Genomic DNA, 26545 nt, shown 5'->3' with positions numbered 1-26545 from the left:
TACTCCCCTTATTTTTAATTTTTGTTTACATTTTTTGTACAGATAAAAACGACCAATGCAAGAAACCACCTTCCTCTGGCACGATTACGAAACCTTTGGCGCGCAAGCAAGGCGTGATCGTCCTGCCCAATTTGCCGCAATCCGTACCGATGCTGAGTTGAACGAAATTGGTCAGCCCATGATGTGGTACTGCCAGCCAGCGAATGATTTTTTGCCTGACCCGCAGTCCTGCCTGATCACTCATATCACCCCGCAAACCTGTCTGGAACGCGGCATCCCTGAATACGAGTTTGCGGCAAAAATAGAGGCAGAACTCGCGCACACTGGCACCATCGGTGTTGGCTATAACACGATCCGTTTTGATGACGAGATCACGCGCTTTATGTTCTGGCGCAATCTGATCGATCCTTATGCGCGCGAATGGCAAAACCAGTGCGGGCGCTGGGACATTATGGATATGCTGCGCACGACCTATGCGCTGCGACCAGAGGGCATACATTGGCCGACGAATGACGATGGCAAGCCGAGTTTCCGCTTAGAACACCTGACCGCTGCGAATGGCATTGCGCATGAATCAGCGCATGATGCCTTATCCGATGTGCGCGCAACCATTGCCCTCGCCCGCCTGGTGCGCCAGCATCAGCCTAAGTTATTTGAGTTTTGTCTGGCGCTGCATAAAAAAGAAAAAGCGGCGAGTGAGATCGGCATACCGCTGCTAGGCAAACCTTTTCTGCACGTCTCCGGTATGTTTCCTACCGAGCGCGGTTGCCTTGCTGTGATGTGGCCGTTAGCGATCCATCCCAAAAATAAAAATGAAGTGATCGCCTGGGATCTGGCGCATGATCCGTCCGAACTGGCGACACTTGATGCAGCCAGCATACAACTACGCATGTTCAGCAAAACCAATGATCTGCCTGAGGACGTCACACGCTTGCCAGTCAAGACAATTCACCTGAACAAATCCCCCATCGTGATCGGCAACTTAAAAACTTTATCCGCGCCAATGGCAGAGCGCTGGCAAATCGATCTGACGCAAGTCCACCAGCATGCACAAAAAACGGCTACGTTAATGGCAGATCAAGCTGATGCCATGCGTACGCTGTGGGAGCAAGTCTATGCACGCCCACAGCACGAGGCGGCGGATGTTGATGAGGATCTTTATGGCGGATTTATAGGCGCGGGTGACAGGCGCCTGCTGAATGAACTACGCAATATGAGTCCTGCACAACTCGCTAAGACACATCCTGATTTTCAAGATAGTCGTTTGGCAGAATTAGTATTTCGTTATCGCGCCCGCAACTTCCCGGATAGCTTAAGCGAAGCTGAACAAGCACAGTGGGAAGAACACCGCATCGCCCGTATGTTAGATGGTGCTGGCAAAGCACGGACGGTTGATGATTTTTTTAATCAGATTGATCAGTTGTCCGAAACTGCTAGTGAAAGTGATGAAGAAATTCTAGGTGCCTTATACGATTACGCGGAGATGGTTGTGCCAGTAAGATAGTAGCGCTATCAGCGCAAACCACTATAAAAAATGCCCCGTAATAACGGGGCATTTTCTTTGAGAGCAACGACACAATTACTTATTCGGCTGCGGCGTAATCCGTAAATACGGCACTGGCGATGTGTATCCTTTTGGATATTTTTGCTTAATCACTTCTTCATCTTTAATCGATAAAGGGATGATGACATCATCGCCGTCACGCCAATTACCAGGCGTCGCTACGGTATAGCCATCCGTTAATTGCAAGGCATCAATCACACGCAAAACTTCGTCAAAGTTGCGACCGGTCGTCAGCGGATAAGTAATGATCAGACGAACTTTTTTCTTAGGATCGATGACGAACAACGAGCGCACTGTGACCGTTTCAGATTGATTCGGATGAATCATGTCGTATAGCGCCGCAACTTTGCGATCTGCATCGGCAACGATAGGAAAGCCGACGACAGTCTTTTGCGTCTCTTCAATATCCTTGATCCATTTCAAATGAGATTCTGCGCCATCTACTGATAAGGCAATCGCTTTGACGTTGCGCTTATCAAACTCAGGCTTCAGCTTGGCGGTTAGTCCCAATTCGGTAGTGCAGACCGGGGTGAAATCAGCAGGGTGTGAAAAAAGTACCACCCAAGAATCACCTGCCCAGGCATGGAAATTCAATTTCCCTATCGAAGAATCTTGTTCAAAATCGGGAGCGGTATCACCTAAACGTAAAGTCATTTCATTCTCCATTCAACTGTTAAGTTAAAGACTATAGAACTTGTACGCTCCCGTTTCAAGGACAGAGTAGTTGCTTGCTTATATCTTAGCTGTTATATCGACGTTATTCAAAGGCATTACTTTGCTCTAAAGACTTAACGCGATGCTTCAAAAGCAGTAATCGACTTTAGAAATTTCTCAGCATTCTGGTAACCAATCACACGTCCACCAGTAATTTCTTCTCCGCGCTGATTAAAGAAAATAATCCCAGGCGGACCAAACAAACCAAAGCGTTTCAGTAATACTTTGTCATCTGCATTATTGGCGGTGACGTCGACTTGCAGCAATAACATCTGGTCCATTTTTGCCTTCACTTTATCATCGGTGAAAGTCAATTTTTCCATCTCTTTACAAGAGACGCACCAGTCAGCATAAAAATCTAATAGCGCCGCTTTACCTTTTGATTGCGCCAGGGCAACATCTAATTCTGCGACAGAGCGCACACGGGTGAAAGTCACGCCATGCTTTTCGCTACCGGTTAAATGTGACAATGGCGCAAATACGTCACGACCACCTGTGAGCACACCAACCAACTGAATTAGCCCCAGAACAGCAAAGATCACAGCGAATCCTTTGGAATACAAATTATCTTTGTGCAAGAACAATAGGAAAATTGCATAGCCAAGCAACAGTACCGCCCACGCAATCATCTGCACCCATACTGGGATCACAGGTGAAACCATCCACAATGCCATCGCCAGCATCAGCACACCGAAGAAACGTTTGATGCTTTCCATCCATGCCCCCGCGCGTGGCAATAAACTACCTGCGGATAAGCCAACCAGCAATAGTGGAACACTCATACCAATTGCCATTGCAAACAGAGCAGAACCGCCCACCACGACGTCGCGGGTCTGGCTAATATAAACCAAGGCACCTGCCAGCGGCGCAGCCACACAAGGGCCAACGATCAATGCAGAAATTGCCCCCATGACGAATACACCGAATAACTTACCATTACGCTGGCCCTCAGAAGCAACGGTCAGCTTGGTTTGTAAAGCCGCTGGTACTTGTAATTGATAAACCCCAAACATCGACAAAGACAAAACTACCATCAGCAATGCAAACGTACCCAGCACCCAAGGATTCTGCAGTGTTGCCGCAAGACCTTCGCCTACCAGGCCAGCACCAATACCTAATGCGGTGTAAACCAGAGCCATCCCCAATGAATACACTAAGGACAGCAAAAAGCCACGGCTGCGGCGGACTGAGGTACCCTCGCCGACAATAATGAACGACAAAATTGGCACCATAGGCAATACGCAAGGCGTAAATGAGAGACCAAGCCCAAGTAATAAAAATAAAGGAAGGATAACGATCAGCTTGCCACTTTTTAGTGCTGCACTAATGCTGTGGATTTCAGTATCAGCGCTATGATCAGATACGGTATTGGCGACGTCCGATTTGGCTGGAGCATCGGCGATCGATAACTTAATCAAAGCGTCTTGCGGTGGATAACACAGTCCTTGGTCAGCACAACCTTGGCTAGTGACTTTGAGCGTGAAGTCACCTGAAGCTTGTACGGGAACTTTGACGACTAAGCTATGACGATAAGTTTCAACCTCTTTTTGAAAGGTCTCATCAAACTTAACTTTACCTTTAGGTATCACGATATCACCCAGCTTTGCATCGTCCGAAGCAAACTTGAAGCGTTCGCGGTACAGGTAATATCCATCAGCAATATTGAAGTTGATTTCTGCTACGCCAGGCTCGATCATTTTACCGCTAACTTTGAAGGCGACTTCGGGATCTAAAAAATCATCCGCAATCGCAACAGATGAAAAACCAAAGCAAAGCAATATCATCGCCGCAACACAAGCAAATTGAATACGTAACTGATTAAGATAGCGATTGAACGTGTTTTTCTCGTTGGAATATTGAATCTTCATGCAAGTCCTATTTCTTGGATGATCCATCGCACACAAACAGGTGATTCGTGCGCAATTGAAGGTGGTGATAATTTGTGGTATTTCCTGCTGATGCGATCTTTAAATAATCGCTAATAACTCATCGCAATCTGCATTGGTTAATTTGATCAAAAATCCAAACACAATGGATAATTGTTGTGCCAAATACTGACGATGTCCAAATAGTATTTTTGATTTGAGGTTCACAGATACTACCTTCATATTTATAAACACAAAATATTTGGTGTTACCGCTCTCTCATCAAAAACTGGGTAATCACCAGCAAGACGATCGTTTCTATTTCTCAAAATAAAAATTAGTCTTGCATTTTAACAAGCAATGAGAATACCTGCCCAAATCGATAGAGACAATAAAAAAGCCAGGCTTAGCCTGGCTTTCTATATTTTGATGCAAACAACAAATTATTCTGCTGTTGGAGCTGCATCTACGTCCGTGACTTCTGGACGATCTAACAATTCTACGTAGGCCATAGGCGCGTTGTCGCCAACACGGAAACCCATTTTCAAAATACGCAGATAGCCACCATTACGATTTGCATAACGTGGGCCTAATTCAGCAAACAATTTCAAGACCATTTCGCGATCGCGCAAACGAGAAAACGCCAGACGCTTGTTCGCTAATGTATCTGTTTTACCCAAAGTCAGAATCGGCTCGATAACGCGGCGCAGTTCTTTTGCTTTTGGCAAAGTTGTTTTGATGGCTTCGTGGCGCAGCAACGATACTGTCATGTTGCGCAACATAGCCAAACGGTGGGAAGAAGTACGATTCAGCTTACGTAAGCCGTGACGATGACGCATGATATTTCCTTTCAGATTTTTAAAAAAATTCCAGCTCTTCTATCACTGCATTGTGCAGCGCGGGCCGGTAATTGCTTGGCACTTCAAATTACAAAAACTATCTATTACAGTTAGTCTACTAATACGACTGCGCGGCAAAATATTAATTAAACATTTGCCACACAGCCGTTACAACCAATTATTTTTCCAAGCCAGCAGGTGGCCAGTTTTCCAGCTTCATTCCTAAAGACAAGCCACGAGACGCCAATACTTCTTTGATTTCGTTCAAAGATTTGCGACCCAGATTTGGCGTCTTCAACAGTTCGTTTTCGCTACGTTGGATCAAATCGCCAATGTAGTAAATATTTTCTGCTTTAAGGCAATTTGCTGAACGAACCGTCAATTCCAAATCATCAACTGGGCGCAACAATACTGGATCAACAGCCGGCGCACGGGATGGCGCTTCAGCAGCAGCTTCGGTACCTTCCAGAGCTGCGAATACATTCAATTGGTCAACCAGAACACGTGCAGACTGACGAATCGCTTCTTCAGGTGTAATGACACCGTTGGTCTCAATGTTAATGACCAGTTTATCCAAATCGGTACGCTGCTCAACACGAGCTGACTCTACTGCGTAAGAAACGCGGCGCACTGGCGAAAACGATGCGTCCAGAATCATACGACCAATTGTTTTATTCGCATCTTCAGACAAACGGCGAACGTTACCTGGCACATAACCACGGCCTTTTTCAACTTTGATTTGCATCTCTAACTTGCCACCGGCAGTCAGGTTCGCAATAACGTGATCTGGATTAATCAGCTCTACATCATGTGGCAAATCGATATCCGAAGCCAATACAGCGCCTTCAGTATCCTTCTTTAATGTCAGCGTAACTTCATCACGATTATGCAATTTGAAGACGATACCCTTCAAATTCAACAACATATCAACTACGTCTTCTTGAACGCCATCCAAAGATGAATATTCATGAACTACGCCAGCGATAGTTACTTCAGTTGGGGCATAACCAACCATAGAAGATAACAAAACACGACGCAATGAATTACCCAATGTATGACCATAACCACGTTCAAACGGCTCCATAGTCACTTTTGCATGACCAGCGCCCAACATTTCCACATCAATAATACGTGGCTTCAACAGATTGTTTTGCATTGCAATGTCCTTTTCAATACCCTCGGCTCGTTACACCGATAAGGCTGATGGCATTAAAGAAAAAAGCCTGCCTATCAGAAATAGGCAGGCAGTGAAACTTGAATATTAACGTGAATACAATTCAACGATCAAAGATTCATTAACGTCGTGAGCGATGTCGCTACGATCTGGCATAGACTTGAAAGTACCTTCCATTTTCTTGGAATCAACCGCAACCCAAGATGGCATAGTATTTTGTTCTGCTAAAGACAAAGCTTCGGCAATACGCACTTGCTTTTTCGCTTTTTCACGAACAGCAACAACGTCACCAGCTTTAACTTGATAAGAAGCAATGTTGACAACGATATTATTAACAGTGAATGCTTTATGGCTGACCAATTGACGCGCTTCAGCACGGGTAGAACCAAAACCCATACGATAAGCAACGTTGTCCAAGCGAGACTCCAGCAACTTAAGCAGAGTTTCACCAGTGTTACCTTTTTGACGGTCAGCTTCAGCGAAGTAACGGCGGAACTGACGTTCCAAAATACCGTACATACGTTTAACTTTTTGCTTTTCGCGCAATTGATTACCATAGTCAGAGGTACGAGCACCAGAAGTGCGACCATGTTGACCTGGTTTTGCGTCTAACTTACATTTTGAATCCAAAGAGCGGCGAGCGCTTTTAAGAAACAAATCCGTACCTTCACGGCGGGATAATTTTGCTTTTGGTCCGATGTAACGTGCCACGGTAATTTCCTTTGTTTAATGACGCAGAGCAGAGACATTACTCCGCTGCGCTAGTCTGATCTGCTGACAACCAGACGGTGGTCTTAAAATAATAATCAATACAACACAAAACCCACCAATTTCATTGGCGGGCTATATTTTAACGGCTAAACCGATAAAAAGCTAGCAGCGATATCTTTCGATATCTTAGCTATTAGATGCGACGACGTTTAGGAGGACGGCAACCATTGTGTGGGACTGGTGTAACGTCTTGAATCAAGGAAATTTTAATTCCAAGGTTATTCAAAGCGCGTACTGAAGATTCACGTCCTGGACCAGGGCCCTTGATACGAACTTCCAGATTCTTGATACCGCATTCAACAGCAACTTTACCAGCTGCTTCCGCTGCAACCTGAGCTGCAAACGGCGTAGATTTACGCGAACCTTTAAAACCCGCACCACCAGCAGTTGCCCAAGAAAGCGCATTGCCTTGACGATCAGTGATCGTGATGATTGTATTGTTAAAAGAGGCGTGCACGTGAGCTATACCCTCTGCAACGTTCTTTTTAACTTTTTTACGAGCGCGGGCTGCGGCTGCGTTATTTTGTGCTTTTGCCATAATATTTCCTTGAATCTAGTTTACTAGATTATTTCTTCAAAGATTGCGCTGCTTTACGTGGACCCTTACGTGTACGAGCATTCGTACGTGTACGTTGACCACGGCAAGGCAAGCCCTTACGATGACGCAGGCCGCGGTAGCAACCTAAGTCCATCAAACGCTTGATGTTCATCGAGAGTTCACGACGCAAGTCACCCTCTACGACGAATTTTGCAATTTCGTCACGGAGTTTCTCTAGTTCGTTGTCGTCCAGATCTTTAACCTTTTTACTGGTCAAAACACCAGTAGCCACACAAATATCTTGTGCGCGCGGGCGGCCGATACCATAGATAGCAGTTAAGCCAATTACGGTATGTTGATGATTTGGGATATTAACCCCTGCGATACGTGCCATTCGTTATTCCTCGTCAAATAACGTCAATTAACCTTGACGCTGTTTATGGCGTGGTTCTGTGCAAATCACACGAACTACACCTTTGCGCTTGATGATCTTGCAGTTGCGGCAAATCCGCTTTACTGATGCGAGAACTTTCATTTTTGCCCTCTTTCCTTCTAGTTACTTGTTTACTTAGTACGGAACACTATTCGCGCCCGGCTCAAATCATAGGGTGTCAATTCTACTGTCACCTTATCTCCAGGCAAGATGCGAATATAATTCATACGCATTTTTCCTGAGATATGGCCTAGTACAATATGCCCGTTTTCCAACTTAACTCGAAATGTTGCATTTGGAAGATTCTCTAAAATCTCACCCTGCATTTGTATAACGTCGTCTTTTGCCATTCGATCTGCTTTTCCTCTGGGCGTTACCTAGAAGGAATTCCGCCCTTGAAATTTGCTTTACGAAGAAGCGATTCGTATTGCTGTGACATCACATAGTTTTGCACTTGAGCCATAAAATCCATCGTAACCACTACGATAATTAATAAAGACGTACCACCAAACGAAAATGGCACTTTCCAACGCGCTATCAAGAATTCTGGCAACAGGCATACTAGAGTAATGTAAACCGCACCAGCCAAGGTCAAGCGCATCAAAATCTTATCAATGTAACGTGCAGTCTGATCACCTGGACGGATACCTGGCACAAACGCACCACTCTTTTTCAGGTTATCTGCTGTTTCCTTACTGTTGAAAACTAGCGCAGTATAGAAAAAACAAAAGAAGATAATAGCAACTGCGTACAACAATGCATGAATCGGTTCACCAGGCGCCATTGACGCCGCCAAATCTTTCAAAAACCGTATGAAACCACTCTCTGAAGAATCCATACCCTTAGTAAACCAACTAGTAATTGTTGCCGGAAATAAGATGATGGAAGAAGCAAATATTGGAGGAATCACACCTGCCATATTCAACTTCAACGGCAAGTGACTACTCTGCCCACCGTAAACCTTATTTCCAACCTGACGCTTAGCATAGTTGACTAATATCTTACGTTGACCACGCTCAATAAAAACAACTACGAAAGTAACAGCACCGGCGATTAAACATATCAACATTGCAGATACGTAATGCATAGAACCCGTACGAACCAATTCAAATAAGCTAGCCAACGCGTTTGGCAGTCCAGAAGCAATACCGGCAAAAATAATAATTGATATACCATTACCGAGACCTCGTTCGGTAATTTGCTCACCTAACCACATCAAAAACATCGTACCAGTAACTAAAGTTACAGTAGTCGTAAATCGAAATGCCATTCCAGGATCAATTACCAATCCAGGTTGTGCCTCCGATCCAAAAGCTATGAAATATGCCTGTATCGTTGCTAACAACAAAGTACCATAACGTGTATATTGTGTAATCTTCCTACGTCCAGATTCGCCTTCTTTTTTCAAGGCCTCTAGCTGTGGCGAAACTATTGACATTAACTGCATAATGATCGATGCAGAAATATACGGCGTGATACCTAAGGCAAATATCGTAAAACGTGATAAAGCCCCACCGGAGAACATATTAAACATTCCAAGAATGCCACCTTGGTTTTGTTTAAACAATTCAGCCAGAGACGTTGGATCTATACCAGGAACTGGTATATGCGCGCCAACCCTATATACGACAAGTGCACCTAGTAAAAACCATAGTCTTCCCCAGGGAAAACCGCTAGCTGCACTTTTAGCCTGCTGTGGAGATGTTGCCAATTATTGCTCCAGTGTCCGCACTGATTAAGCGACTGTGCCGCCAGCAGCTTCGATTGCAGCTCTTGCGCCTTTAGTGGCGATCAAACCGTTCAAAGTTACCTTTTTAGTGATTGTTCCCGCCATAATCACGCGAACTACGCGTGCGAGCTCAGAAACTACACCAGCTTGTTTCAATGCTAGGATATCGATCTCAGAAACTGGTAAATTCTCCAGATCCGTCAATCTAACTTCCGCTTTATATGGCGTAGCCAAGGATTTAAAACCACGCTTAGGCAATCGACGCTGCAAAGGCATCTGACCGCCTTCGAAGCCGACTTTGTGAAAACCGCCTGAACGAGATTTTTGACCTTTGTGACCACGGCCTGCTGTCTTACCCAAACCAGAACCGATACCACGACCCACACGACGTTTGTAGTGTTTAGCGCCATCAGCCGGCTGTATTGTATTTAATTCCATAATTTGCTCCGATCATAAGCCTGAGAGCTTACGATACAACCTTCACAAGATACGAGACTTTGTTGATCATGCCGCGTACTGATGGTGTATCTTGCAATTCAGAAACTGAATTCACACGACGCAAGCCCAAACCGCGAACTGTAGCACGATGGGACTCACGAGTCCCGATCAGACCTTTGACCAAAGTTACTTTTACTGTCTTTGTCATTTCAATCACCTTAGCCCAGAATTTCTTCAAGGGTCTTGCCACGTTTAGCGGCAATTTCTGATGGCGTACTCATTTTGGACAAACCATCCAAAGTAGCACGAACCATATTGTATGGATTGGTGGAGCCATTGGATTTAGCAACAACATTCACTACACCTAACACTTCAAAAATTGCGCGCATTGGACCACCAGCAATAACACCAGTACCCTCTTTTGCTGGCATGATCATCACTTTAGATGCACCATGCTGCCCAGTAACGGCGTGCTGCAGAGTGCCATTCTTGAGAGTGACTTTTATCATTTTACGGCGAGCTTCTTCCATCGCTTTTTGAACGGCTACAGGAACCTCTTTCGATTTTCCTTTACCCATACCGATACGACCATCACCATCACCAACTACTGTCAATGCAGCAAAACCCATGATACGACCACCTTTAACCACTTTGGTTACTCGGTTAATCGCGATCATTTTTTCGCGCATGCCATCATCGGGCTTATCAGCCGCCATCTTCGCTTGCATTTTTGCCATGACGAATTTTCCTTAGAACTTCAAGCCAGCTTCACGCGCAGCTTCCGCCAACGCCTTGATGCGACCATGGTAACGGAAACCGGAGCGATCAAACGCGACTTCGGTAACCCCTGCTTTTAACGCTTTTTCTGCAACACGCTTACCAACCAAAGTTGCAGCTGCTGCGTTACCGCCATTGCCAGATATTGCCGCCAACTCTGCGCGCACTTCAGCCTCTAAAGTAGATGCCGATGCTAACACTTTGGCATCAGGGCCAATGATGTTCGCATAGATATGCAGATTTGTGCGATGCACTGCAAGGCGAATAACCTTGAGCTCTGCGATCTTGGCACGTGTTTGAGTCGCGCGGCGCAGACGTGATTGTTTCTTATCCATCGTCAACCCCTATTACTTCTTCTTGGTTTCTTTAATCACAACCACTTCGTCCGCGTAGCGGACACCCTTGCCTTTGTACGGCTCTGGGCTGCGGTATGCACGGACTTCAGCTGCCACTTGACCTACCTGTTGCTTGTTAACCCCTTTAATCAGGATTTCGGTAGGCGTTGGTGTAGCACACGTTACGCCTTCTGGCATTTGGTGCACAACTGGATGTGAAAACCCCAAGGACAAATTTAATTTATCGCCTTGTGCTTGGGCTTTATAACCAACTCCAACCAGGTTGAGTTTTCTTTCAAATCCTTTAGTAACGCCGCTAACCATGTTGTTGACTAGAGCACGCAAAGTACCCGTCATTGCATTGGCTTCACGACCGTCATTAGCGGGTGAAAAACTCAAAGTTCCGTTGTCATTAACTACTTTCACCAAACCGTTTAAGTTCTGTGTAAGCGCACCCATCGGGCCTTTTACTATAATCTGCTCTGCTGAAATCTTAACTTCAGATCCTGCTGGCAAAGCGATTGGCATTTTACCTACTCGAGACATCTTGCACTCCTTAGGCGACGTAGCAAATAACTTCGCCACCGACACCGGTTGCGCGTGCTTTGCGGTCAGTCATAACGCCTTTTGGTGTGGAAACAATCGCCACTCCCAAACCGTTCATAACACTTGGAATCTCGTCTTTACCTTTGTAAACACGAAGACCAGGGCGAGAAACACGCTCCAAGCGCTCAATAACAGGACGTCCTGCGTAATATTTCAAACCGATTTTTAATTCGGACTTACCTGCAGCTTCAACAACTGCGAAATCCTCAATGTAACCTTCATCTTTAAGTACGCTTGCGATTGCAATCTTTACTTTGGAAGATGGCATAGCAACGGCAGTTTTTTGAACAACTTGCGCGTTACGGATGCGGGTCAGCATATCGGCGATAGGATCGCTCATACTCATTGCATATTCTCCTATTACCAGCTGGCTTTAGTCATACCCGGAATTTCGCCACGCATAGCGAACTCACGGATCTTAATACGGCCCAAACCGAATTTACGGAATGTGCCACGTGGGCGACCTGTCAAGGCGCAGCGATTGCGCTGACGAGTCGGATTAGAGTTACGTGGCAATGCCTGCAATTTAAGGCGAGCTTCATACCGCTCTTCCTCAGATTTTGATTGGTCATCAATGATGGCCTTCAATTCGGCGCGTTTACCAGCAAATTTCTTCACAAGGTCTGCACGCTTTTGCTCACGATTAATCAGTGCCAATTTTGCCATGGCGACCTCAGTTTCTGAACGGAAATTTAAATGCGGCGAGAAGAGCTTTCGCTTCTTCGTCGGTCTTTGCTGTCGTCGTGATACTAATATTCATACCACGCAGCACGTCGATCTTGTCGTACTCAATCTCAGGGAAAATAATTTGCTCCTTGACACCGATATTATAATTACCACGACCATCAAACGCACGACCAGACACACCACGGAAATCACGCACACGCGGCAAAGCCACAGTTACGAAACGATCTAGGAATTCATACATTTGAGCGCCACGCAAAGTCACCATACAACCGATTGGATAACCTTCGCGAATTTTAAAACCAGCTATCGCTTTACGCGCCTTAGTTACCACAGGCTTTTGACCAGCAATCTTAGTCAAATCACCAACAGCGTGCTCAATAATCTTTTTATCAGCAATTGCTTCTGATAAACCCATATTTAGGGTAATTTTTAATATCCGAGGCACTTCCATTGGAGACTTGTAAGAAAACTTCTCTGTCAAATCCGCAACAACTTTTTCTTTATAAAATGCTTGTAGACGAGCCATGATGTTACGCCTTCACAACTTCACCGGTAGACTTATAGATACGGATTTTTTTACCATCCACTACCTTGAAGCCTACACGATCTGCTTTGCCAGATGCCGCATTAAATACTGCAACATTGGAAACATGAATCGGCATCAATTTATCAACGATGCCACCAACTGCCCCAGTCATTGGATTAGGCTTAGTCGCTTTTTTTGCAACATTGACACCTGCCACAACTATGTAATTCGCGTCTACGCATTGCTGCACTTGACCGCGCTTACCTTTGTCTTTACCTGTCAAGACAATGACTTCATCGTTTTTACGAATTTTGTTCATCACAACCCCTTACAGCACTTCTGGAGCTAGCGAAACGATTTTCATAAAGCGCTCAGTACGCAATTCACGTGTCACTGGGCCGAAAATACGAGTTCCTATAGGCTCTAACTTTGCATTTAACAAAACTGCAGCATTGCTATCAAACTTAACCAAGGAGCCATCTTGACGACGAACACCCTTAGCAGTTCTCACAACAACAGCATTGTAAATTTCACCTTTTTTTACACGACCACGAGGCGCAGCAGATTTAACAGTGACTTTAATTACATCACCTATACCCGCATAACGACGCTTAGAGCCACCCAATACCTTAATGCACAAAACTTCGCGCGCACCAGTATTATCAGCCACTTCAAGCCGGCTTTCTGTTTGAATCATAATGTTCTCTTTCCCAACTTAATCCACACAATCCGCACGATGCAAATCTGTAGTCAGTTTTGGTCCTGCCAGCCAACCCAATACACAACAAACAATGCACGAGCCAACTGATTAGGTGGACGAATTTTTAATTACTCTCACAAACGTTTTTCATTCTGCGAAAGGCATTTAGGCTGCCACATACATAATTTGCAAATGACAGCCAACTATTATTACATCAAAAAACAAATTGTGCAATAACTTTATAAAACTTGTGCGACTTGAACCACACGCGTCACAGTCCAAGCTTTAGTCTTGGAAATAGGACGACCCTCTTGAATTTCAACGGTATCCCCAGCCTTAGCTTGGTTTGCTTCATCATGAGCGTGGTACTTGTTAGTACGAACGATGATTTTACCGTACAAAGGATGTTTGACATGACGTTCAACGACTACTGTTACAGTCTTGTCCATCTTGTCAGAAACAACCTTACCAATCAATGTGCGCTTCAATGCCACTTTAGTTTGAACACTAACTTGATCGTTCATTATTTGGCATCCTTCTGATTCATGACAGTTTTTACGCGTGCGATATCGCGGCGAACCTTTTTGAGCTGAGAGGTATTGTTCAATTGCTGCGTTGCAATTTGCATACGCAGACTAAATTGAGCTTTCAACAGTTCATTCAGTTCTTTTGCCAACGCCGCCGGATCTTTACCTTGGAGTTCAGATACTTTCATTTACAACCCCTATTATTGGCCGACTTGACGCACGACGAACGTAGTCAATAACGGCAGTTTAGCTGCAGCTAAGCGGAACGCTTCGCGTGCGAGCGTTTCATCAACGCCATCCATTTCGTACAACATTTTACCTGGTTGAATCTCGGCAACATAGTACTCAGGATTACCCTTACCATTACCCATACGAACTTCTGCAGGCTTCTGAGAGATTGGCTTATCTGGGAAAATACGGATCCAGATACGGCCACCACGTTTAATGTGACGAGTCATAGCACGACGTGCTGCTTCGATTTGTCGAGCAGTAATACGACCACGACCTATTGCCTTAAGACCAAACTCACCAAAAGAAACAGCAGTACCACGGGAATGAGAAATCCCCTTGTTACGACCTTTTTGTTCTTTACGGTACTTTCTACGTGCTGGTTGCAGCATGATTATTCTCCTGCTTTCTCAGCCGGTGCCGCAACTGTTGCGCCATCTACTTTCGTGCGAGCACGCTTGGCTGCAGGTGCTGCTGCGATACCGGTTGTTTGACCTTCTGGACGCTTAGTGCGAGGACGGCTACTTGGCTTACCATCGTCACGGCGAGGACCACGACGCTTCTTATCGTCTTCTGGAGTAGATTCTATAACTGGCGCATCACCATTAGCTAAGCGATCACCTTTGTAAACCCAAACCTTAACACCGATGATTCCGTAAGTAGTAGATGCTTCGCTAAAACCGTAATCGATGTCGGCACGCAATGTGTGCAGCGGCACGCGGCCTTCACGATACCATTCCTTACGAGCAATTTCGATACCGTTCAAGCGACCACTAGACATAATTTTAATGCCTTTAGCGCCTAAACGCATCGCATTTTGCATAGCACGTTTCATCGCGCGACGAAACATAATACGTTTTTCGAGTTGCTGAGCAATAGAATCGGAAATTAATTGCGCGTCAATCTCTGGCTTACGAATTTCCTCGATATTGACATGAACTGGCACGCCCATCAACTTGGCCAAATCCGCCTTCAACAGTTCAATATCTTCACCTTTTTTACCGATTACAACACCCGGACGGGAGCTATAAATGGTAATACGGGCATTTTTTGCTGGACGCTCAATAGTAATACGACCTACTGATGCATTCTTCAGTTTTTTCTTCAGATACGCACGTACTTTAAGATCTTCCCCAAGCATAGAAGCAAAATTACCATTGCCTGCATACCAACGAGATGACCAGTTACGCGTTACCGCAAGACGAAAACCGGTTGGATGTATCTTCTGTCCCATCGCGACTCCTTAATTACCGACAGTCACGTATATGTGACAGGATTGTTTAGAGATACGATCGCCACGACCTTTTGCACGCGCTGTAAAACGCTTCAAAATCGTGCCTTTTTCAACATAGATAGTCTTTACTTTCAACTCATCGATATCAGCGCCATCATTATGCTCAGCATTTGCAATTGCAGATTCCAAGACTTTTTTAATGATTGTTGCACCTTTTTTCGGGCTGAAAGCCAAGATATTCAATGCCTGATCTACTTTTTTACCGCGAATCAGATCTGCCACTAGGCGACCTTTTTGCTCAGACAGACGCACACCGCGCAGAATTGCTTTAGTTTCCATCATTGCACCTATCTCTTAGCCTTTTTATCGGCGGCGTGACCTTTGAACGTACGAGTCAACGCAAATTCGCCAAGTTTATGACCGACCATATTTTCGGACACATAAACTGGTACGTGCTGCTTACCGTTATGCACCGCGATTGTCAGGCCAATAAAGTCCGGCATAATTGTCGAACGACGTGACCATGTTTTAATTGGCTTTTTGTCTTTAATTGCTTGCGCAGTTTCGACTTTTTTCACCAAGTGGGCGTCGCAAAACGGCCCTTTTTTCGCTGAACGTGTCATGTATTACCCCTTATTTCTTGCCGCGGCGTGAGACGATCATCGAGGTCGTGCGCTTGTTGCGACGAGTCTTTTTACCCTTGGTTTGCTGACCCCATGGAGATACTGGATGACGACCTGCTGCTGTTTTACCCTCACCACCACCATGCGGGTGATCAACAGGATTCATAACAACACCGCGAACGGTAGGTCGAACACCACGCCAACGCATAGCACCAGCCTTACCAATCTTACGCAGATTGTGCTCTCCATTACCAACTTCACCGATTGTTGCGCGACATTCAATATGGATACGGCGAACTTCACCTGAACGCAAACGAACCTGCGCATAAGTACCATCACGCGCCATCAGAACGACACCAGCACCAGCAGTACGAGCGATTTGAGCGCCCTTACCAGGCAACATTTCGACGCAATGCATTGTCGTACCTACCGGAATATTGCGAATAGGCAAACAATTACCGGATTTAATCGGCGCTTGGGAACCATTCATTAACTGATCACCAACGGCCATTCCCTTAGTAGCAATAATATATTGACGCTCACCATCTGCATAACACAACAACGCGATGTGTGCAGTACGATTAGGATCGTATTCAATACGCTCTACTTTTGAAGGAATACCGTCTTTATTACGCTTGAAATCAACTAAACGATAATGCTGTTTGTGACCACCACCGATGTGACGAGTAGTGATATGGCCATTATTATTACGGCCAGCAGTTTTAGATTTCTTTTCCAACAATGCGGCAAACGGACGACCTTTATAAAGACCCTCTGTTACCACTTTTACCATACCACGACGACCTGGCGAGGTTGGCTTCATCTTAACGAGTGCCATGCTTATGCCCCTTCAGTGAAGTTGATTTCTTGGCCTGGCTTTAAACACACAAAAGCTCGTTTTGTATGATTTCTGCGACCATTAAATCTACCAGTACGTTTTTGTTTACCTTGACGATTTGCTACTTGAACAGATTCAACCTGAACCTTAAACAGCAATTCTACGGCAGCTTTAATTTCTGGCTTTGTAGCATCTGGCATGACCAAAAATACTACCTGCTCATTCTTCTCAGCAACCATAGTCGCCTTTTCCGAAATCACAGGAGCCAGCAACACCTTCATCAGGCGCTCTTCGCTATGTTTAACTAATGCGTTCATGCCAGCATCTCCTCAATCTTGATCAATGCAGACTTGGTAATCAATACTTTCTTGTAGAAAACCAAAGAAACTGGATCAGCATAACGGGGCTCTACAACCAAAACATTTACCAAGTTGCGAGCAGCAAGCATCAAGTTTTCATTGAATTCTTCAGTAATAATTAACACTGAATCCAAACATCCCATCGTCTTCAACTTTTCAGACAGCAATTTCGTTTTCGGCGCATCAACAGCAATACTATCTACAATACTCAGGCGACCCTCACGAGCCAACTGAGACAATATCGAGCAAATACCAGCGCGATACATCTTTTTGTTAACCTTGTGTGAAAAATTTTCATCCGGTGAGTTTGGAAATATACGACCACCACCACGCCAGAGTGGCGAAGATGACATACCAGCACGAGCACGGCCAGTACCTTTTTGACGCCAAGGCTTCTTCGTCGTGTGATGAACTTCTTCACGATCTTTTTGCTTGCGATTACCGCTACGCGCATTTGCCTGAAAAGCAACGACGACTTGGTGAATCAAAGCCTCGTTATAGTCACGAGCAAAAATAGTATCCGGAGCAACAACATTAGAAGCAGATTGACCATCTGCATTTAGGAGCTTCAGTTCCATAATTAAGCTCCGTTCTTCGTTTTAACTTTAATAGCCGGCAATACAATTACCTGACCATTTTTTGCGCCTGGCACGGCACCCTTAACAAGCAATAATTGACGATCAGCATCTACACGTGCGATCACCAAATTTTGCACCGTACGATTATCATCACCAAGATGACCCGTCATACGTTTACCAGGAAACACACGACCTGGATCTTGCGCCATACCGATTGAACCAGGAACATTATGGGAACGCGAGTTACCATGTGTTGCACGACCGGAAGAAAAATGATAGCGCTTGATAACGCCGGCATAACCCTTACCAATTGTCACACCCTGAACGTCGACCTTCTGACCAACCTCAAACAATCCAACAGGCACGACATCGCCCGCCTTCATCTCAGAAGCTTTAACAGCATCAACACGGAATTCTTTTAATACAGTACCAGCTTCAACACCCGCTTTTGCAAGATGACCGGCAGCCGCCTTAGTTACACGGGATGCGCGGCGCTGGCCGAAAGTTACCTGAACAGCGGAATAACCATCTGTTTCAGGAGTTTTAATTTGTGTCACGCGGTTGTTGGATACGTCTAGCACAGTAACTGGAATTGAATCACCATCATCTGTAAAAATACGCATCATGCCAACCTTGCGACCTACAAGGCCCAAGCTCATTTTTTTCTCCATTCTCACCTACGATTGGGTGAGGCTGACTATTAAAAAACTTAAACAAATAGATCGACACATGTCGATCTACAGCTAAGCCTTCGATTATAGCTTGCTAAATTTTATTTCACAAGACTATTTATTTGAAAATGCTAAAAATTATGGTATGTAGCATTTTCTATTTGCGACTATAAAATTTATTGCAACTTGATTTCTACATCCACACCAGCTGGCAAGTCTAACTTCATCAAGGCATCAACCGTTTTATCAGTTGGATCAACGATGTCCATCAGGCGTTGATGAGTGCGGATTTCAAATTGATCGCGAGAAGTTTTGTTCACGTGTGGCGAGCGCAAAACGTCAAAACGCTGAATCCGTGTTGGCAAAGGCACTGGCCCTTTAACAACAGCGCCAGTACGTTTAGCTGTTTCCACGATTTCAAGAGCAGACTGATCGATCAATTTGTAATCGAAAGCCTTTAGACGAATACGGATTTTTTGATTAGTAGACATAACATTTCCTAAAAAGAACGAGCTACGGATATTAAATTCAGATCCGTAGCATTTTTTCAAACAAAGAACAAAATTACGATTAGGTCAAAACAAGTTCATGCTTAATGAAGTCACGAACTCTGACTGAATTAATCGGCCAAGATTTTAGCAACAACACCAGCACCAACTGTACGACCACCTTCACGAATCGCGAAGCGCAAGCCTTCTTCCATCGCAATCGGGTTGATCAGCTTGACTGTGATAGAGACGTTATCACCTGGCATGACCATTTCTTTATCTTTCGGCAACTCGATCGAGCCAGTTACGTCCGTTGTGCGGAAGTAGAACTGTGGACGGTAGTTGTTGAAGAATGGTGTGTGACGACCACCTTCGTCTTTGGACAAGACGTAGATTTCACCTGTGAAGTGAGCATGTGGCTTGATGGAGCCTGGCTTTGCTAATACTTGACCGCGCTGTACGTCTTCACGCTTAGTGCCGCGCAACAATACACCAACGTTGTCGCCTGCCTGACCTTGATCGAGCAATTTGCGGAACATTTCAACGCCTGTGCAAGTCGTAACTGCCGTGTCGCTGATGCCGATGATTTCTAATGATTCACCAACTTTGACGATACCGCGTTCGATACGGCCTGTTACGACAGTACCGCGACCGGAGATGGAGAAGACGTCTTCTACTGGCAACAGGAAGGCGCCGTCAACAGCGCGTTCTGGTGTTGGGATGTAGCTGTCTAGTGCATCAGCGAGTTTCATGATGGCTTCTTCGCCCAGTGGACCTTTGTCGCCTTCGAGCGCCAATTTTGCGGATCCTTGGATGATAGGCAGGTCGTCGCCTGGGAATTCGTATTTGGACAGTAATTCACGTACTTCCATTTCAACGAGTTCTAACAATTCAGCGTCATCAACCATGTCGCACTTGTTCAGGAATACGATGATGTAAGGAACACCAACTTGGCGCGCCAACAGGATGTGCTCACGAGTTTGTGGCATTGGGCCGTCTGCTGCGGAGCAAACCAAGATCGCGCCGTCCATCTGTGCTGCGCCAGTAATCATGTTTTTAACATAATCAGCATGGCCTGGACAGTCTACGTGGGCGTAGTGGCGATTGGCTGTTTCGTATTCAACGTGGGCTGTGTTGATCGTGATGCCGCGTGCTTTTTCTTCTGGCGCTGCGTCAATTTGATCGTAGGCTTTGGCTTCGCCGCCAAACTTCTTGGACAATACTGTCGCGATCGCTGCCGTCAATGTGGTTTTACCGTGATCTACGTGACCAATTGTGCCTACGTTGACGTGCGGCTTGGTGCGCTCAAACTTACCTTTTGCCATTTTATTCTTCCTTCAAAAAGAACGATTTATCAATAATGAACCCACTTCGGCATGAAGTGGGCTTGTCAGATGCTTTAAAACTTTTTAATGGACTGAATTCAGATTATTTTGATTTCGAAGTCACGATTGCGTCGATAACGTTTTTCGGCGCTTCTGCATAATGCTTAAATTCCATAGTGTATGTTGCACGACCTTGCGTTGCAGAACGCAAAGAAGTCGAGTAACCAAACATTTCGGACAAAGGCACTTCAGCCTTAATGATCTTACCGCCGCCACCAGGAATCTCATCCATACCTTGGACCATCCCGCGACGTGAGGACAAATCGCCCATCACTGTACCAGCGTAATCTTCTGGAGTTTCAACTTCAACGGCCATCATTGGCTCGAGAATAACTGGACTCGCCTTGCGACAACCATCTTTAAATGCCATCGAACCTGCCATACGGAATGCGTTTTCGTTGGAATCGACATCATGGTAAGAACCGAAGAACAATGTGACTTTAACGTCAACGACTGGATAACCAGCCAGTACGCCTGAAGCTAGAGTTTCAATCACGCCTTTTTCTACCGCGGGGATATATTCACGAGGAACAGTACCACCTTTGATCGCATCAACGAATTCAAAACCTTTACCCGGTTCTTGCGGTTCGATTTTCAGAACTACGTGACCATATTGACCACGACCACCAGATTGCTTAACAAATTTACCTTCGATTTCTTCGCAAGTCTTGCGAATAGTTTCACGGTATGCAACTTGTGGTTTGCCGACAGTCGCTTCAACGCCGAATTCACGACGCATACGGTCAACAATAATTTCCAGATGCAACTCACCCATACCGCCGATGATAGTCTGACCAGATTCTTCATCCGTCTTCACGCGGAAAGAAGGATCTTCTTGCGCCAAGCGATTCAACGCTAGACCCATTTTTTCCTGATCTTGTTTAGTTTTCGGCTCAACTGCCTGAGAAATAACTGGCTCAGGGAATACCATACGCTCCAAAGTAATGATGGAAGATGGATCGCACAAAGTCTCACCGGTAGTAGCATCTTTCAGACCAACAGCAGCAGCAATATCACCCGCATGTACTTCTTTGATTTCTTCACGCTGGTTTGCATGCATCTGCAAAATACGACCAAGACGTTCTTTCTTATTCTTGTTCGGGTTGAATACTGTATCACCCGACTTAACCATACCAGAATAGACGCGGAAAAAAATCAACTGACCAACAAACGGATCAGTCATGATTTTAAAGGCCAAAGCTGAAAACTTCTCAGTATCTTCTGGCTTGCGCGAAGTCGGCTCGTCGTACTCATCCAATCCTGTGACTGGCGGAATATCAACCGGTGAAGGCAAGTATTCAATAACCGCATCCAACATGGCTTGTACGCCTTTGTTTTTAAATGCAGTACCGCACATCATAGGAACAATTTCAGCCGCAATAGTGCGTGCACGAATTGCTGTTTTGATGTCTTCCTCAGACAAATCGCCTTCTTCAAGGTATTTGTTCATCAACTCTTCTGTTGATTCTGCAGCAGCATCCAACATTTTTTCGCGCCATTCTTGAGCTGAAGCAGCAAGTTCAGCAGGAATTTCGCGATAGTCAAATTTCATACCTTGAGAGGCTTCATCCCAATAGATTGCCTTCATCTTGACCAGATCAACTACGCCCAAGAAGTTTTCTTCTGCGCCGATAGGGATTTGCATCAAAATTGGATTTGCTTTCAAACGTGTACGCATTTGCTCATACACTTTGAAGAAGTTTGCGCCAGTACGATCCATTTTGTTGACGAAAGCCAAACGTGGAACTTTGTACTTATTAGCCTGACGCCATACAGTTTCAGACTGAGGCTGCACACCACCTACCGCACAGTAAACCATGCAGGCGCCATCAAGAACACGCATGGAACGCTCAACTTCGATCGTGAAGTCAACGTGACCAGGAGTATCAATAATATTAATGTGATGCTCAGGAAAATTATTCGCCATGCCTTTCCAGAAGCATGTTGTCGCAGCAGAGGTGATAGTAATACCACGTTCCTGCTCTTGCTCCATCCAGTCCATGGTAGCCGCGCCATCATGCACTTCACCGATTTTGTGGTTTACACCGGTATAAAACAAAACGCGCTCAGTTGTCGTCGTTTTACCAGCATCAATGTGAGCCGAAATACCGATATTGCGGTAGCGCTCAATGGGGGTCTTACGGGCCATAGCTAATCCTAAATCTTTTAATGGACAAAACCGAGCGCAATTTTTTTTGAAAATTACGCCCGGCCTGATTCAAATTACCTGCCAGAACCATTGCATAAAAATACACAATAGCCCCTTACTTTTACTTTTAGAAACGGAAGTGGGAGAAAGCCTTGTTGGCTTCTGCCATACGATGAACTTCATCACGCTTCTTCATTGCTCCGCCGCGACCTTCTGCAGCTTCGAGCAGTTCGCCACCCAAACGTTGTGGCATAGATTTTTCACTGCGCTTATTAGCTGCTTCACGCAACCAACGCATAGACAAAGCCAAACGGCGAACTGGACGAACTTCAACTGGCACTTGATAGTTAGCACCACCAACGCGGCGAGACTTGACCTCAACCAACGGTTTAGCATTACTGATTGCCAGTGCAAACACTTCCAATGGATCTTTACCAGATTTTTGCTGGATGTGATTAAACGCACCGTAAATAATGCCCTCAGCAACAGACTTCTTGCCTGACAACATCAATACGTTTACAAATTTTGCTACTTCTACATTGCCGAACTTTGGGTCCGGCAGAATATCCCGTTTCGGGACTTCACGACGACGTGGCATTTCGATTCCTTTTCAATCTTCAGTTGAGTCGCAGATAACATTTCATCTACTTCTCGCGGCAAGCCATCATAACCTGCCACTTACTCAGCCCATTAGGGGCCGACACTGCTCCATTTTATGGAGATTAATTTACAAGAGTATTACTTCTTAACGGCCTTAGCGCGCTTCGTACCGTATTTGGAACGAGCTTGCTTACGGTCTTTAACGCCTTGAGTATCCAAAGCACCGCGAACCATATGGTAACGCACACCCGGCAAATCCTTTACACGACCACCGCGCAACAGCACTACGCTATGTTCTTGCAAGTTATGGCCTTCACCACCGATATACGAAATTACTTCGAAACCGTTAGTCAGACGTACTTTGGCAACTTTACGCAAAGCCGAGTTAGGCTTTTTTGGAGTTGTCGTATAAACGCGGGTACAAACGCCACGTTTTTGCGGGCTGTTTTCCAGCGCCGGTGATTTGCTTTTGACACGTACAGAAACACGTGGCTGGCGAATCAGTTGATTGATGGTTGGCATCGTTTTTAATCCAACAAAATACAACGTTAAACACAAACCCGGAAACGGTTGCCCGGGGACTTAAATCTTTATTGGCATCGAACTTTCATCCGACACACCCGATTTTTGCTGAATAAACCAACCATATTTTTGGGAAAATATGCAAGCTATAGACCATCCAAAATCGAGAACTCGCAAGTTTAAACCCTAGATCTTGCCGCTGTCAATCTGTTTGTGTGGGCGTAAGCTGCACCAAATCAAGTAGTTAGCGCGGAATGATCATAAGTTTGGGCTTACAGAATAGCCCGTTTGCGCTGGAATACAAGGCAAGCATTTAGGGTCGTATTCACAAACAGCTTGAAAATAAATTGCAACATAGTTTTTCTCATTAACACCAAGCCATCTTAAATCCTTTATATTTACGCGCTTTAACCGAGAATTAACATTAGGATTTGAGTTGACGACGGATACACTTTTCAAGGCAGTTTTGGCATGAGCTTGTTGTAAATAAGGTGCTGATGGCGAGCCATTGGCAACGAAGTACATCAAAAGTGACCAAAAATGTTCCGTCAGCACTCAAATAGCACGACCGGTGCGCCGGATGGAAAATCTCGGTTTTCGCTGTATTCACGATTCACCGCGCTTGGCGCATGTCTGGGCATCGCGCCTGGCAAATCACACCGGACCACCATCACCATGCCGCCTTTGTTGCAGCCCGCCGCTATTTATATTGTTGTCAGCTATTTTTTACTGTCGGCATTACCATTCTTCTCATTGCTGCTAGGTAAGTCCGTAGAACAGGCTTGGCAGATTGTGATGATGGAAGTAATCACCTGGCTTGCCTTATGGGCAACCATGAAGCGGCCGCGCTGGTTTCACTGGTTGCTGCTCCCTGCTTTTTTTGCGGTACCAACGGAAATCTATTTGCGTCTGTTTTTTGGGCAAGGTATCTCAACGCACCATCTGGGTATCATCGCAGAGACCAGCCCGAAAGAAGCGCTTGAATTTTTAGGCAATAAAGTCTGGCTATTGTTACTCGTATCGATCACCGTCATTGCCTGGTGGTGGAGTATTTTAAAGTTAAGCAAACGAACTCAGGCGCTGGATTGGACACACAAGTCGCGCTGGGTGGTCATCGTCTTAGTGCTGTGCGGCGCAGTCACATGGACTTACGGCGAGCAAGTTGGCATTGCATCTGCATCCGCCAAAGCCAGCGCAAAGGTGTCAACTAGCTTAAGCGCTAGCACCTCTGCCAGCGAGGAAGAAGATGAGGATGAAGACGACGACAGCAGTACCTCGGCACCAACAGCAGCATCAATATCAGTGCCAGCATCTGTCTCAGCACCATCAGTGACAGGTAAAAAGATCACTTTCTATGAGAAAGCCTGGAATCAGCTACTGCCGACGCTCCCCAAACTACCTCATTGGGCAAAGATCCCTTACGACGAGGAAACCTTTGCCCGCACCTGGCCGTTCGGCCTAGTTATCCGGGGCAAGGATTTTTGGAATGAGCGCAGTTATTTGTCGCAGCTTGCCGAAAAGAGTAGTGAATTCCACTTTAAAGCGAGTCTGACTGGCGATAAAAATCAGCCCCAAATCGTCGTCATGGTGATTGGAGAATCCTCACGCTATGACCGTTGGAGTCTCAACGGCTATGAGCGCGCTACCAATCCATTGTTAAAGCAGGAAAGCAAGCTCGTCAGTTTTACCGATGTAGTAACTGCCGTCTCTGCTACCCGTTTGTCGGTACCTATCATCGTCTCGCGCAAGCCTGCGGCACAGAGTTTAAAAGCGGGTTTTGCTGAAAAGTCGTTTATCAGCGCGTTCAAAGAAGCGGGTTTTAAAACATTTTGGTTGTCAAATCAAATGAGCTTTGGGCAATTTGATACGCCGACCTCTGTGTTTGCCAAAGAAGCCGACGTCACACAGTTTTTAAATCTAGGCGGCTTTACGAATAACTCCAGTCTGGATCAAATTTTGTTGTCGCCGATGGAAAATGCCATGCACGACCCAGCAGTTAAAAAACTGATTGTGCTGCACACCTTGGGTAATCATTGGAATTACAGCCATCGCCATCCTAAAGAATTCGACCAGTGGAAGCCATCGTTATTTGGCATCAACAATCCGGCCTATACCGATCTAAAAAACAAGCAAGCGCTCAATAATAGCTATGACAATTCCGTGCTGTATGTTGACTGGATGTTGTCTGAGGTAATCAAGCGACTCAAAACGAGTCAGCAGCTAACCTCGATGCTGTATGTATCTGATCACGGACAAACCTTGTATGACGGCAGTTGCAACCTCGCCTTTCATGGCCATAACACGCAGTATGAATTCCATATTCCGGCTTTCATGTGGTACTCGGACGCGTATCAAGCCCAGTATCCCGACAAGATCAAACAATTGTACAAACACCAGAACGCCAGGCTGTCCACAGAGAACGTATTTCATTCTTTATTGGACATGGCGAATATCCATTACCCTGGCGAGCGCCTTGAATGGAGTTTTCTAAGTCCGAAGTTGCAAACCCATATTCGCTATGTTGATAGCTATGGCTGGACCAACTATGACAATGCGACATTCAAAGGTGATTGCCGTGAGGTGATGGATAAAAAGACACCGCTGACGCAAGAGAAATAAAAAAAACAGGGGAGTATGTGAATTGAAA

39 protein-coding genes are annotated in these 26545 nt (G+C 45.5%); 2 read left to right on the top strand and 37 right to left on the bottom strand.

Annotated features, from left to right (window positions below; all coding sequences use genetic code 11):
- Positions 1-55 precede the first annotated feature (55 nt).
- Positions 56-1504, top strand: coding sequence for an exodeoxyribonuclease I (sbcB, locus tag AAKU61_RS04805; protein WP_354330074.1), 1449 nt, complete (start codon positions 56-58; stop codon positions 1502-1504).
- A 75-nt stretch (positions 1505-1579) separates the two neighbouring features.
- Here sbcB and AAKU61_RS04800 read toward each other — a convergent pair whose 3' ends face one another.
- The 37 genes from AAKU61_RS04800 to AAKU61_RS04620 form a co-directional block, all read right to left on the bottom strand.
- On the bottom strand, positions 1580-2218 hold the full coding sequence (locus AAKU61_RS04800) for a peroxiredoxin (protein WP_322120221.1): 639 nt from the start codon (positions 2216-2218) through the stop codon (positions 1580-1582).
- Between the two features lie 134 nt (positions 2219-2352).
- Positions 2353-4146 carry a protein-disulfide reductase DsbD gene (gene dsbD / locus AAKU61_RS04795; protein ID WP_503012578.1) on the bottom strand — a complete coding sequence of 598 codons (1794 nt, stop codon included), beginning with the start codon at positions 4144-4146 and terminating at the stop codon, positions 2353-2355.
- A 99-nt stretch (positions 4147-4245) separates the two neighbouring features.
- On the bottom strand, positions 4246-4371 hold the full coding sequence (locus AAKU61_RS04790; RefSeq protein WP_354330072.1) for a hypothetical protein: 126 nt from the start codon (positions 4369-4371) through the stop codon (positions 4246-4248).
- 215 nt (positions 4372-4586) lie between these two features.
- A complete protein-coding gene (gene rplQ, locus AAKU61_RS04785; protein WP_262835016.1) occupies positions 4587-4982 on the bottom strand; it encodes a 50S ribosomal protein L17 in 396 nt (131 codons plus the stop codon).
- 178 nt (positions 4983-5160) lie between these two features.
- On the bottom strand, positions 5161-6138 hold the full coding sequence (locus AAKU61_RS04780) for a DNA-directed RNA polymerase subunit alpha (RefSeq protein ID WP_322120223.1): 978 nt from the start codon (positions 6136-6138) through the stop codon (positions 5161-5163).
- Between the two features lie 105 nt (positions 6139-6243).
- Positions 6244-6867, bottom strand: coding sequence for a 30S ribosomal protein S4 (rpsD, locus tag AAKU61_RS04775; RefSeq protein ID WP_322120224.1), 624 nt, complete (start codon positions 6865-6867; stop codon positions 6244-6246).
- A 193-nt stretch (positions 6868-7060) separates the two neighbouring features.
- Positions 7061-7465 (bottom strand): 30S ribosomal protein S11, encoded by a 405-nt coding sequence (rpsK, locus tag AAKU61_RS04770; RefSeq protein ID WP_110255932.1) that lies wholly within the window; start codon positions 7463-7465, stop codon positions 7061-7063.
- A gap of 28 nt (positions 7466-7493) precedes the next feature.
- On the bottom strand, positions 7494-7859 hold the full coding sequence (rpsM, locus tag AAKU61_RS04765; RefSeq protein ID WP_322120225.1) for a 30S ribosomal protein S13: 366 nt from the start codon (positions 7857-7859) through the stop codon (positions 7494-7496).
- A 27-nt stretch (positions 7860-7886) separates the two neighbouring features.
- The gene (rpmJ, locus tag AAKU61_RS04760; RefSeq protein WP_014004415.1) at positions 7887-8000 is read right to left on the bottom strand and encodes a 50S ribosomal protein L36; all 114 of its coding nucleotides are present in this window, start codon (positions 7998-8000) and stop codon (positions 7887-7889) included.
- A 29-nt stretch (positions 8001-8029) separates the two neighbouring features.
- Complete coding sequence (gene infA, locus AAKU61_RS04755; RefSeq protein WP_014004414.1) at positions 8030-8248, bottom strand: translation initiation factor IF-1; 219 nt, start codon at positions 8246-8248, stop codon at positions 8030-8032.
- Positions 8249-8271: 23 nt separating this feature from the next.
- On the bottom strand, positions 8272-9609 hold the full coding sequence (secY, locus tag AAKU61_RS04750) for a preprotein translocase subunit SecY (RefSeq protein WP_354330068.1): 1338 nt from the start codon (positions 9607-9609) through the stop codon (positions 8272-8274).
- A gap of 24 nt (positions 9610-9633) precedes the next feature.
- Positions 9634-10065, bottom strand: a complete 432-nt coding sequence (gene rplO / locus AAKU61_RS04745; RefSeq protein WP_322120227.1) for a 50S ribosomal protein L15 — start codon at positions 10063-10065, stop codon at positions 9634-9636.
- Positions 10066-10093: 28 nt separating this feature from the next.
- Positions 10094-10273 (bottom strand): 50S ribosomal protein L30, encoded by a 180-nt coding sequence (rpmD, locus tag AAKU61_RS04740; protein ID WP_126771746.1) that lies wholly within the window; start codon positions 10271-10273, stop codon positions 10094-10096.
- 10 nt (positions 10274-10283) lie between these two features.
- Positions 10284-10802 carry a 30S ribosomal protein S5 gene (rpsE, locus tag AAKU61_RS04735; RefSeq protein ID WP_322120229.1) on the bottom strand — a complete coding sequence of 173 codons (519 nt, stop codon included), beginning with the start codon at positions 10800-10802 and terminating at the stop codon, positions 10284-10286.
- A gap of 12 nt (positions 10803-10814) precedes the next feature.
- Positions 10815-11177, bottom strand: coding sequence for a 50S ribosomal protein L18 (rplR, locus tag AAKU61_RS04730; protein ID WP_354330065.1), 363 nt, complete (start codon positions 11175-11177; stop codon positions 10815-10817).
- A gap of 12 nt (positions 11178-11189) precedes the next feature.
- Positions 11190-11723 (bottom strand): 50S ribosomal protein L6, encoded by a 534-nt coding sequence (gene rplF / locus AAKU61_RS04725; RefSeq protein ID WP_322120231.1) that lies wholly within the window; start codon positions 11721-11723, stop codon positions 11190-11192.
- A gap of 10 nt (positions 11724-11733) precedes the next feature.
- Positions 11734-12129 (bottom strand): 30S ribosomal protein S8, encoded by a 396-nt coding sequence (gene rpsH, locus AAKU61_RS04720; protein WP_354330063.1) that lies wholly within the window; start codon positions 12127-12129, stop codon positions 11734-11736.
- A 14-nt stretch (positions 12130-12143) separates the two neighbouring features.
- Positions 12144-12449: a 30S ribosomal protein S14 gene (gene rpsN / locus AAKU61_RS04715; protein WP_322120233.1), complete on the bottom strand. Its 306-nt coding sequence runs from the start codon at positions 12447-12449 to the stop codon at positions 12144-12146.
- A 7-nt stretch (positions 12450-12456) separates the two neighbouring features.
- Entirely contained in the window at positions 12457-12996 is a 540-nt protein-coding gene (gene rplE, locus AAKU61_RS04710; RefSeq protein ID WP_322120234.1) for a 50S ribosomal protein L5, read from the bottom strand.
- 4 nt (positions 12997-13000) lie between these two features.
- Complete coding sequence (rplX, locus tag AAKU61_RS04705) at positions 13001-13315, bottom strand: 50S ribosomal protein L24 (protein WP_354330060.1); 315 nt, start codon at positions 13313-13315, stop codon at positions 13001-13003.
- Positions 13316-13324: 9 nt separating this feature from the next.
- Positions 13325-13693 carry a 50S ribosomal protein L14 gene (gene rplN, locus AAKU61_RS04700; protein WP_016836029.1) on the bottom strand — a complete coding sequence of 123 codons (369 nt, stop codon included), beginning with the start codon at positions 13691-13693 and terminating at the stop codon, positions 13325-13327.
- Between the two features lie 242 nt (positions 13694-13935).
- Entirely contained in the window at positions 13936-14220 is a 285-nt protein-coding gene (gene rpsQ, locus AAKU61_RS04695; protein WP_322120236.1) for a 30S ribosomal protein S17, read from the bottom strand.
- Positions 14220-14411 (bottom strand): 50S ribosomal protein L29, encoded by a 192-nt coding sequence (rpmC, locus tag AAKU61_RS04690; RefSeq protein WP_322120237.1) that lies wholly within the window; start codon positions 14409-14411, stop codon positions 14220-14222. Before rpmC ends, rpsQ begins: the two co-directional genes overlap by 1 nt.
- A 12-nt stretch (positions 14412-14423) precedes the next feature.
- Positions 14424-14843 carry a 50S ribosomal protein L16 gene (gene rplP / locus AAKU61_RS04685; protein ID WP_040723969.1) on the bottom strand — a complete coding sequence of 140 codons (420 nt, stop codon included), beginning with the start codon at positions 14841-14843 and terminating at the stop codon, positions 14424-14426.
- 2 nt (positions 14844-14845) lie between these two features.
- The gene (gene rpsC, locus AAKU61_RS04680) at positions 14846-15685 is read right to left on the bottom strand and encodes a 30S ribosomal protein S3 (protein ID WP_323492307.1); all 840 of its coding nucleotides are present in this window, start codon (positions 15683-15685) and stop codon (positions 14846-14848) included.
- A gap of 9 nt (positions 15686-15694) precedes the next feature.
- The gene (rplV, locus tag AAKU61_RS04675) at positions 15695-16027 is read right to left on the bottom strand and encodes a 50S ribosomal protein L22 (protein ID WP_262834995.1); all 333 of its coding nucleotides are present in this window, start codon (positions 16025-16027) and stop codon (positions 15695-15697) included.
- Positions 16028-16032: 5 nt separating this feature from the next.
- Positions 16033-16308, bottom strand: a complete 276-nt coding sequence (gene rpsS / locus AAKU61_RS04670; protein WP_322120239.1) for a 30S ribosomal protein S19 — start codon at positions 16306-16308, stop codon at positions 16033-16035.
- Between the two features lie 10 nt (positions 16309-16318).
- Positions 16319-17146: a 50S ribosomal protein L2 gene (gene rplB / locus AAKU61_RS04665; RefSeq protein ID WP_354330056.1), complete on the bottom strand. Its 828-nt coding sequence runs from the start codon at positions 17144-17146 to the stop codon at positions 16319-16321.
- A gap of 2 nt (positions 17147-17148) precedes the next feature.
- On the bottom strand, positions 17149-17463 hold the full coding sequence (gene rplW, locus AAKU61_RS04660) for a 50S ribosomal protein L23 (protein ID WP_354330054.1): 315 nt from the start codon (positions 17461-17463) through the stop codon (positions 17149-17151).
- Positions 17460-18083 (bottom strand): 50S ribosomal protein L4, encoded by a 624-nt coding sequence (gene rplD, locus AAKU61_RS04655; RefSeq protein WP_322120242.1) that lies wholly within the window; start codon positions 18081-18083, stop codon positions 17460-17462. The genes rplW and rplD overlap by 4 nt, the downstream gene beginning before the upstream one ends.
- Positions 18084-18085: 2 nt before the next feature.
- Positions 18086-18742, bottom strand: coding sequence for a 50S ribosomal protein L3 (rplC, locus tag AAKU61_RS04650; protein ID WP_354330052.1), 657 nt, complete (start codon positions 18740-18742; stop codon positions 18086-18088).
- 188 nt (positions 18743-18930) lie between these two features.
- Entirely contained in the window at positions 18931-19245 is a 315-nt protein-coding gene (gene rpsJ / locus AAKU61_RS04645; protein ID WP_262834989.1) for a 30S ribosomal protein S10, read from the bottom strand.
- 128 nt (positions 19246-19373) lie between these two features.
- Positions 19374-20567 (bottom strand): elongation factor Tu, encoded by a 1194-nt coding sequence (gene tuf, locus AAKU61_RS04640; protein ID WP_322120244.1) that lies wholly within the window; start codon positions 20565-20567, stop codon positions 19374-19376.
- A gap of 103 nt (positions 20568-20670) precedes the next feature.
- A complete protein-coding gene (gene fusA, locus AAKU61_RS04635; RefSeq protein WP_354330050.1) occupies positions 20671-22776 on the bottom strand; it encodes an elongation factor G in 2106 nt (701 codons plus the stop codon).
- Positions 22777-22903: 127 nt separating this feature from the next.
- Positions 22904-23374: a 30S ribosomal protein S7 gene (rpsG, locus tag AAKU61_RS04630; RefSeq protein ID WP_322120246.1), complete on the bottom strand. Its 471-nt coding sequence runs from the start codon at positions 23372-23374 to the stop codon at positions 22904-22906.
- Positions 23375-23514: 140 nt separating this feature from the next.
- Positions 23515-23898: a 30S ribosomal protein S12 gene (gene rpsL, locus AAKU61_RS04625; RefSeq protein ID WP_322120247.1), complete on the bottom strand. Its 384-nt coding sequence runs from the start codon at positions 23896-23898 to the stop codon at positions 23515-23517.
- Positions 23899-24156: 258 nt separating this feature from the next.
- A complete protein-coding gene (locus AAKU61_RS04620; RefSeq protein ID WP_354330048.1) occupies positions 24157-24423 on the bottom strand; it encodes a hypothetical protein in 267 nt (88 codons plus the stop codon).
- Positions 24424-24438: 15 nt separating this feature from the next.
- Here AAKU61_RS04620 and AAKU61_RS04615 point away from each other — a divergent pair, with 15 nt between their 5' ends.
- Positions 24439-26517, top strand: a complete 2079-nt coding sequence (locus AAKU61_RS04615; protein WP_354330047.1) for a phosphoethanolamine transferase — start codon at positions 24439-24441, stop codon at positions 26515-26517.
- The last annotated feature ends 28 nt before the right edge of the window (positions 26518-26545 follow it).

Source organism: Undibacterium sp. GrIS 1.2 (assembly GCF_040544435.1).
GTDB lineage: Bacteria > Pseudomonadota > Gammaproteobacteria > Burkholderiales > Burkholderiaceae_D > Undibacterium.
This window is presented reverse-complemented; position numbering and strand designations above follow the sequence as displayed.

What these genes read in the sequence shown, in the direction of transcription:
- rpmD (WP_126771746.1), bottom strand. Translation starts at nt 10,273, where the DNA reads ATGACAAAGACAGTAAAAGTAACTTTGGTCAAAGGTCTGATCGGGACT.
- rplV (WP_262834995.1), bottom strand. Translation starts at nt 16,027, where the DNA reads ATGATGGAAACTAAAGCAATTCTGCGCGGTGTGCGTCTGTCTGAGCAA.
- rplR (WP_354330065.1), bottom strand. Translation starts at nt 11,177, where the DNA reads ATGGATAAGAAACAATCACGTCTGCGCCGCGCGACTCAAACACGTGCC.
- rpmJ (WP_014004415.1), bottom strand. Translation starts at nt 8,000, where the DNA reads ATGAAAGTTCTCGCATCAGTAAAGCGGATTTGCCGCAACTGCAAGATC.
- rpsE (WP_322120229.1), bottom strand. Translation starts at nt 10,802, where the DNA reads ATGGCAAAAATGCAAGCGAAGATGGCGGCTGATAAGCCCGATGATGGC.
- rpmC (WP_322120237.1), bottom strand. Translation starts at nt 14,411, where the DNA reads ATGAAAGTATCTGAACTCCAAGGTAAAGATCCGGCGGCGTTGGCAAAA.
- infA (WP_014004414.1), bottom strand. Translation starts at nt 8,248, where the DNA reads ATGGCAAAAGACGACGTTATACAAATGCAGGGTGAGATTTTAGAGAAT.
- rpsS (WP_322120239.1), bottom strand. Translation starts at nt 16,308, where the DNA reads ATGACACGTTCAGCGAAAAAAGGGCCGTTTTGCGACGCCCACTTGGTG.
- rpsJ (WP_262834989.1), bottom strand. Translation starts at nt 19,245, where the DNA reads ATGTCTACTAATCAAAAAATCCGTATTCGTCTAAAGGCTTTCGATTAC.
- rpsH (WP_354330063.1), bottom strand. Translation starts at nt 12,129, where the DNA reads ATGAGTATGAGCGATCCTATCGCCGATATGCTGACCCGCATCCGTAAC.
- rpsQ (WP_322120236.1), bottom strand. Translation starts at nt 14,220, where the DNA reads ATGAACGATCAAGTTAGTGTTCAAACTAAAGTGGCATTGAAGCGCACA.
- rplF (WP_322120231.1), bottom strand. Translation starts at nt 11,723, where the DNA reads ATGTCTCGAGTAGGTAAAATGCCAATCGCTTTGCCAGCAGGATCTGAA.
- dsbD (WP_503012578.1), bottom strand. Translation starts at nt 4,146, where the DNA reads ATGAAGATTCAATATTCCAACGAGAAAAACACGTTCAATCGCTATCTT.
- rplW (WP_354330054.1), bottom strand. Translation starts at nt 17,463, where the DNA reads ATGAACGCATTAGTTAAACATAGCGAAGAGCGCCTGATGAAGGTGTTG.
- rpsM (WP_322120225.1), bottom strand. Translation starts at nt 7,859, where the DNA reads ATGGCACGTATCGCAGGGGTTAATATCCCAAATCATCAACATACCGTA.
- rpsC (WP_323492307.1), bottom strand. Translation starts at nt 15,685, where the DNA reads ATGGGACAGAAGATACATCCAACCGGTTTTCGTCTTGCGGTAACGCGT.
- AAKU61_RS04780 (WP_322120223.1), bottom strand. Translation starts at nt 6,138, where the DNA reads ATGCAAAACAATCTGTTGAAGCCACGTATTATTGATGTGGAAATGTTG.
- rplD (WP_322120242.1), bottom strand. Translation starts at nt 18,083, where the DNA reads ATGGAACTGAAGCTCCTAAATGCAGATGGTCAATCTGCTTCTAATGTT.
- fusA (WP_354330050.1), bottom strand. Translation starts at nt 22,776, where the DNA reads ATGGCCCGTAAGACCCCCATTGAGCGCTACCGCAATATCGGTATTTCG.
- rpsL (WP_322120247.1), bottom strand. Translation starts at nt 23,898, where the DNA reads ATGCCAACCATCAATCAACTGATTCGCCAGCCACGTGTTTCTGTACGT.
- rpsN (WP_322120233.1), bottom strand. Translation starts at nt 12,449, where the DNA reads ATGGCAAAATTGGCACTGATTAATCGTGAGCAAAAGCGTGCAGACCTT.
- rplQ (WP_262835016.1), bottom strand. Translation starts at nt 4,982, where the DNA reads ATGCGTCATCGTCACGGCTTACGTAAGCTGAATCGTACTTCTTCCCAC.
- rpsG (WP_322120246.1), bottom strand. Translation starts at nt 23,374, where the DNA reads ATGCCACGTCGTCGTGAAGTCCCGAAACGGGATATTCTGCCGGACCCA.
- rplP (WP_040723969.1), bottom strand. Translation starts at nt 14,843, where the DNA reads ATGCTGCAACCAGCACGTAGAAAGTACCGTAAAGAACAAAAAGGTCGT.
- sbcB (WP_354330074.1), top strand. Translation starts at nt 56, where the DNA reads ATGCAAGAAACCACCTTCCTCTGGCACGATTACGAAACCTTTGGCGCG.
- rplN (WP_016836029.1), bottom strand. Translation starts at nt 13,693, where the DNA reads ATGATTCAAACAGAAAGCCGGCTTGAAGTGGCTGATAATACTGGTGCG.
- rplX (WP_354330060.1), bottom strand. Translation starts at nt 13,315, where the DNA reads ATGAACAAAATTCGTAAAAACGATGAAGTCATTGTCTTGACAGGTAAA.
- AAKU61_RS04800 (WP_322120221.1), bottom strand. Translation starts at nt 2,218, where the DNA reads ATGACTTTACGTTTAGGTGATACCGCTCCCGATTTTGAACAAGATTCT.
- tuf (WP_322120244.1), bottom strand. Translation starts at nt 20,567, where the DNA reads ATGGCAAAAGGTAAGTTTGAGCGCACCAAGCCGCACGTCAACGTAGGC.
- rplC (WP_354330052.1), bottom strand. Translation starts at nt 18,742, where the DNA reads ATGAGCTTGGGCCTTGTAGGTCGCAAGGTTGGCATGATGCGTATTTTT.
- rpsK (WP_110255932.1), bottom strand. Translation starts at nt 7,465, where the DNA reads ATGGCAAAAGCACAAAATAACGCAGCCGCAGCCCGCGCTCGTAAAAAA.
- rplO (WP_322120227.1), bottom strand. Translation starts at nt 10,065, where the DNA reads ATGGAATTAAATACAATACAGCCGGCTGATGGCGCTAAACACTACAAA.
- AAKU61_RS04620 (WP_354330048.1), bottom strand. Translation starts at nt 24,423, where the DNA reads ATGTACTTCGTTGCCAATGGCTCGCCATCAGCACCTTATTTACAACAA.
- rplE (WP_322120234.1), bottom strand. Translation starts at nt 12,996, where the DNA reads ATGGCTCGTCTACAAGCATTTTATAAAGAAAAAGTTGTTGCGGATTTG.
- rplB (WP_354330056.1), bottom strand. Translation starts at nt 17,146, where the DNA reads ATGGCACTCGTTAAGATGAAGCCAACCTCGCCAGGTCGTCGTGGTATG.
- AAKU61_RS04615 (WP_354330047.1), top strand. Translation starts at nt 24,439, where the DNA reads ATGTTCCGTCAGCACTCAAATAGCACGACCGGTGCGCCGGATGGAAAA.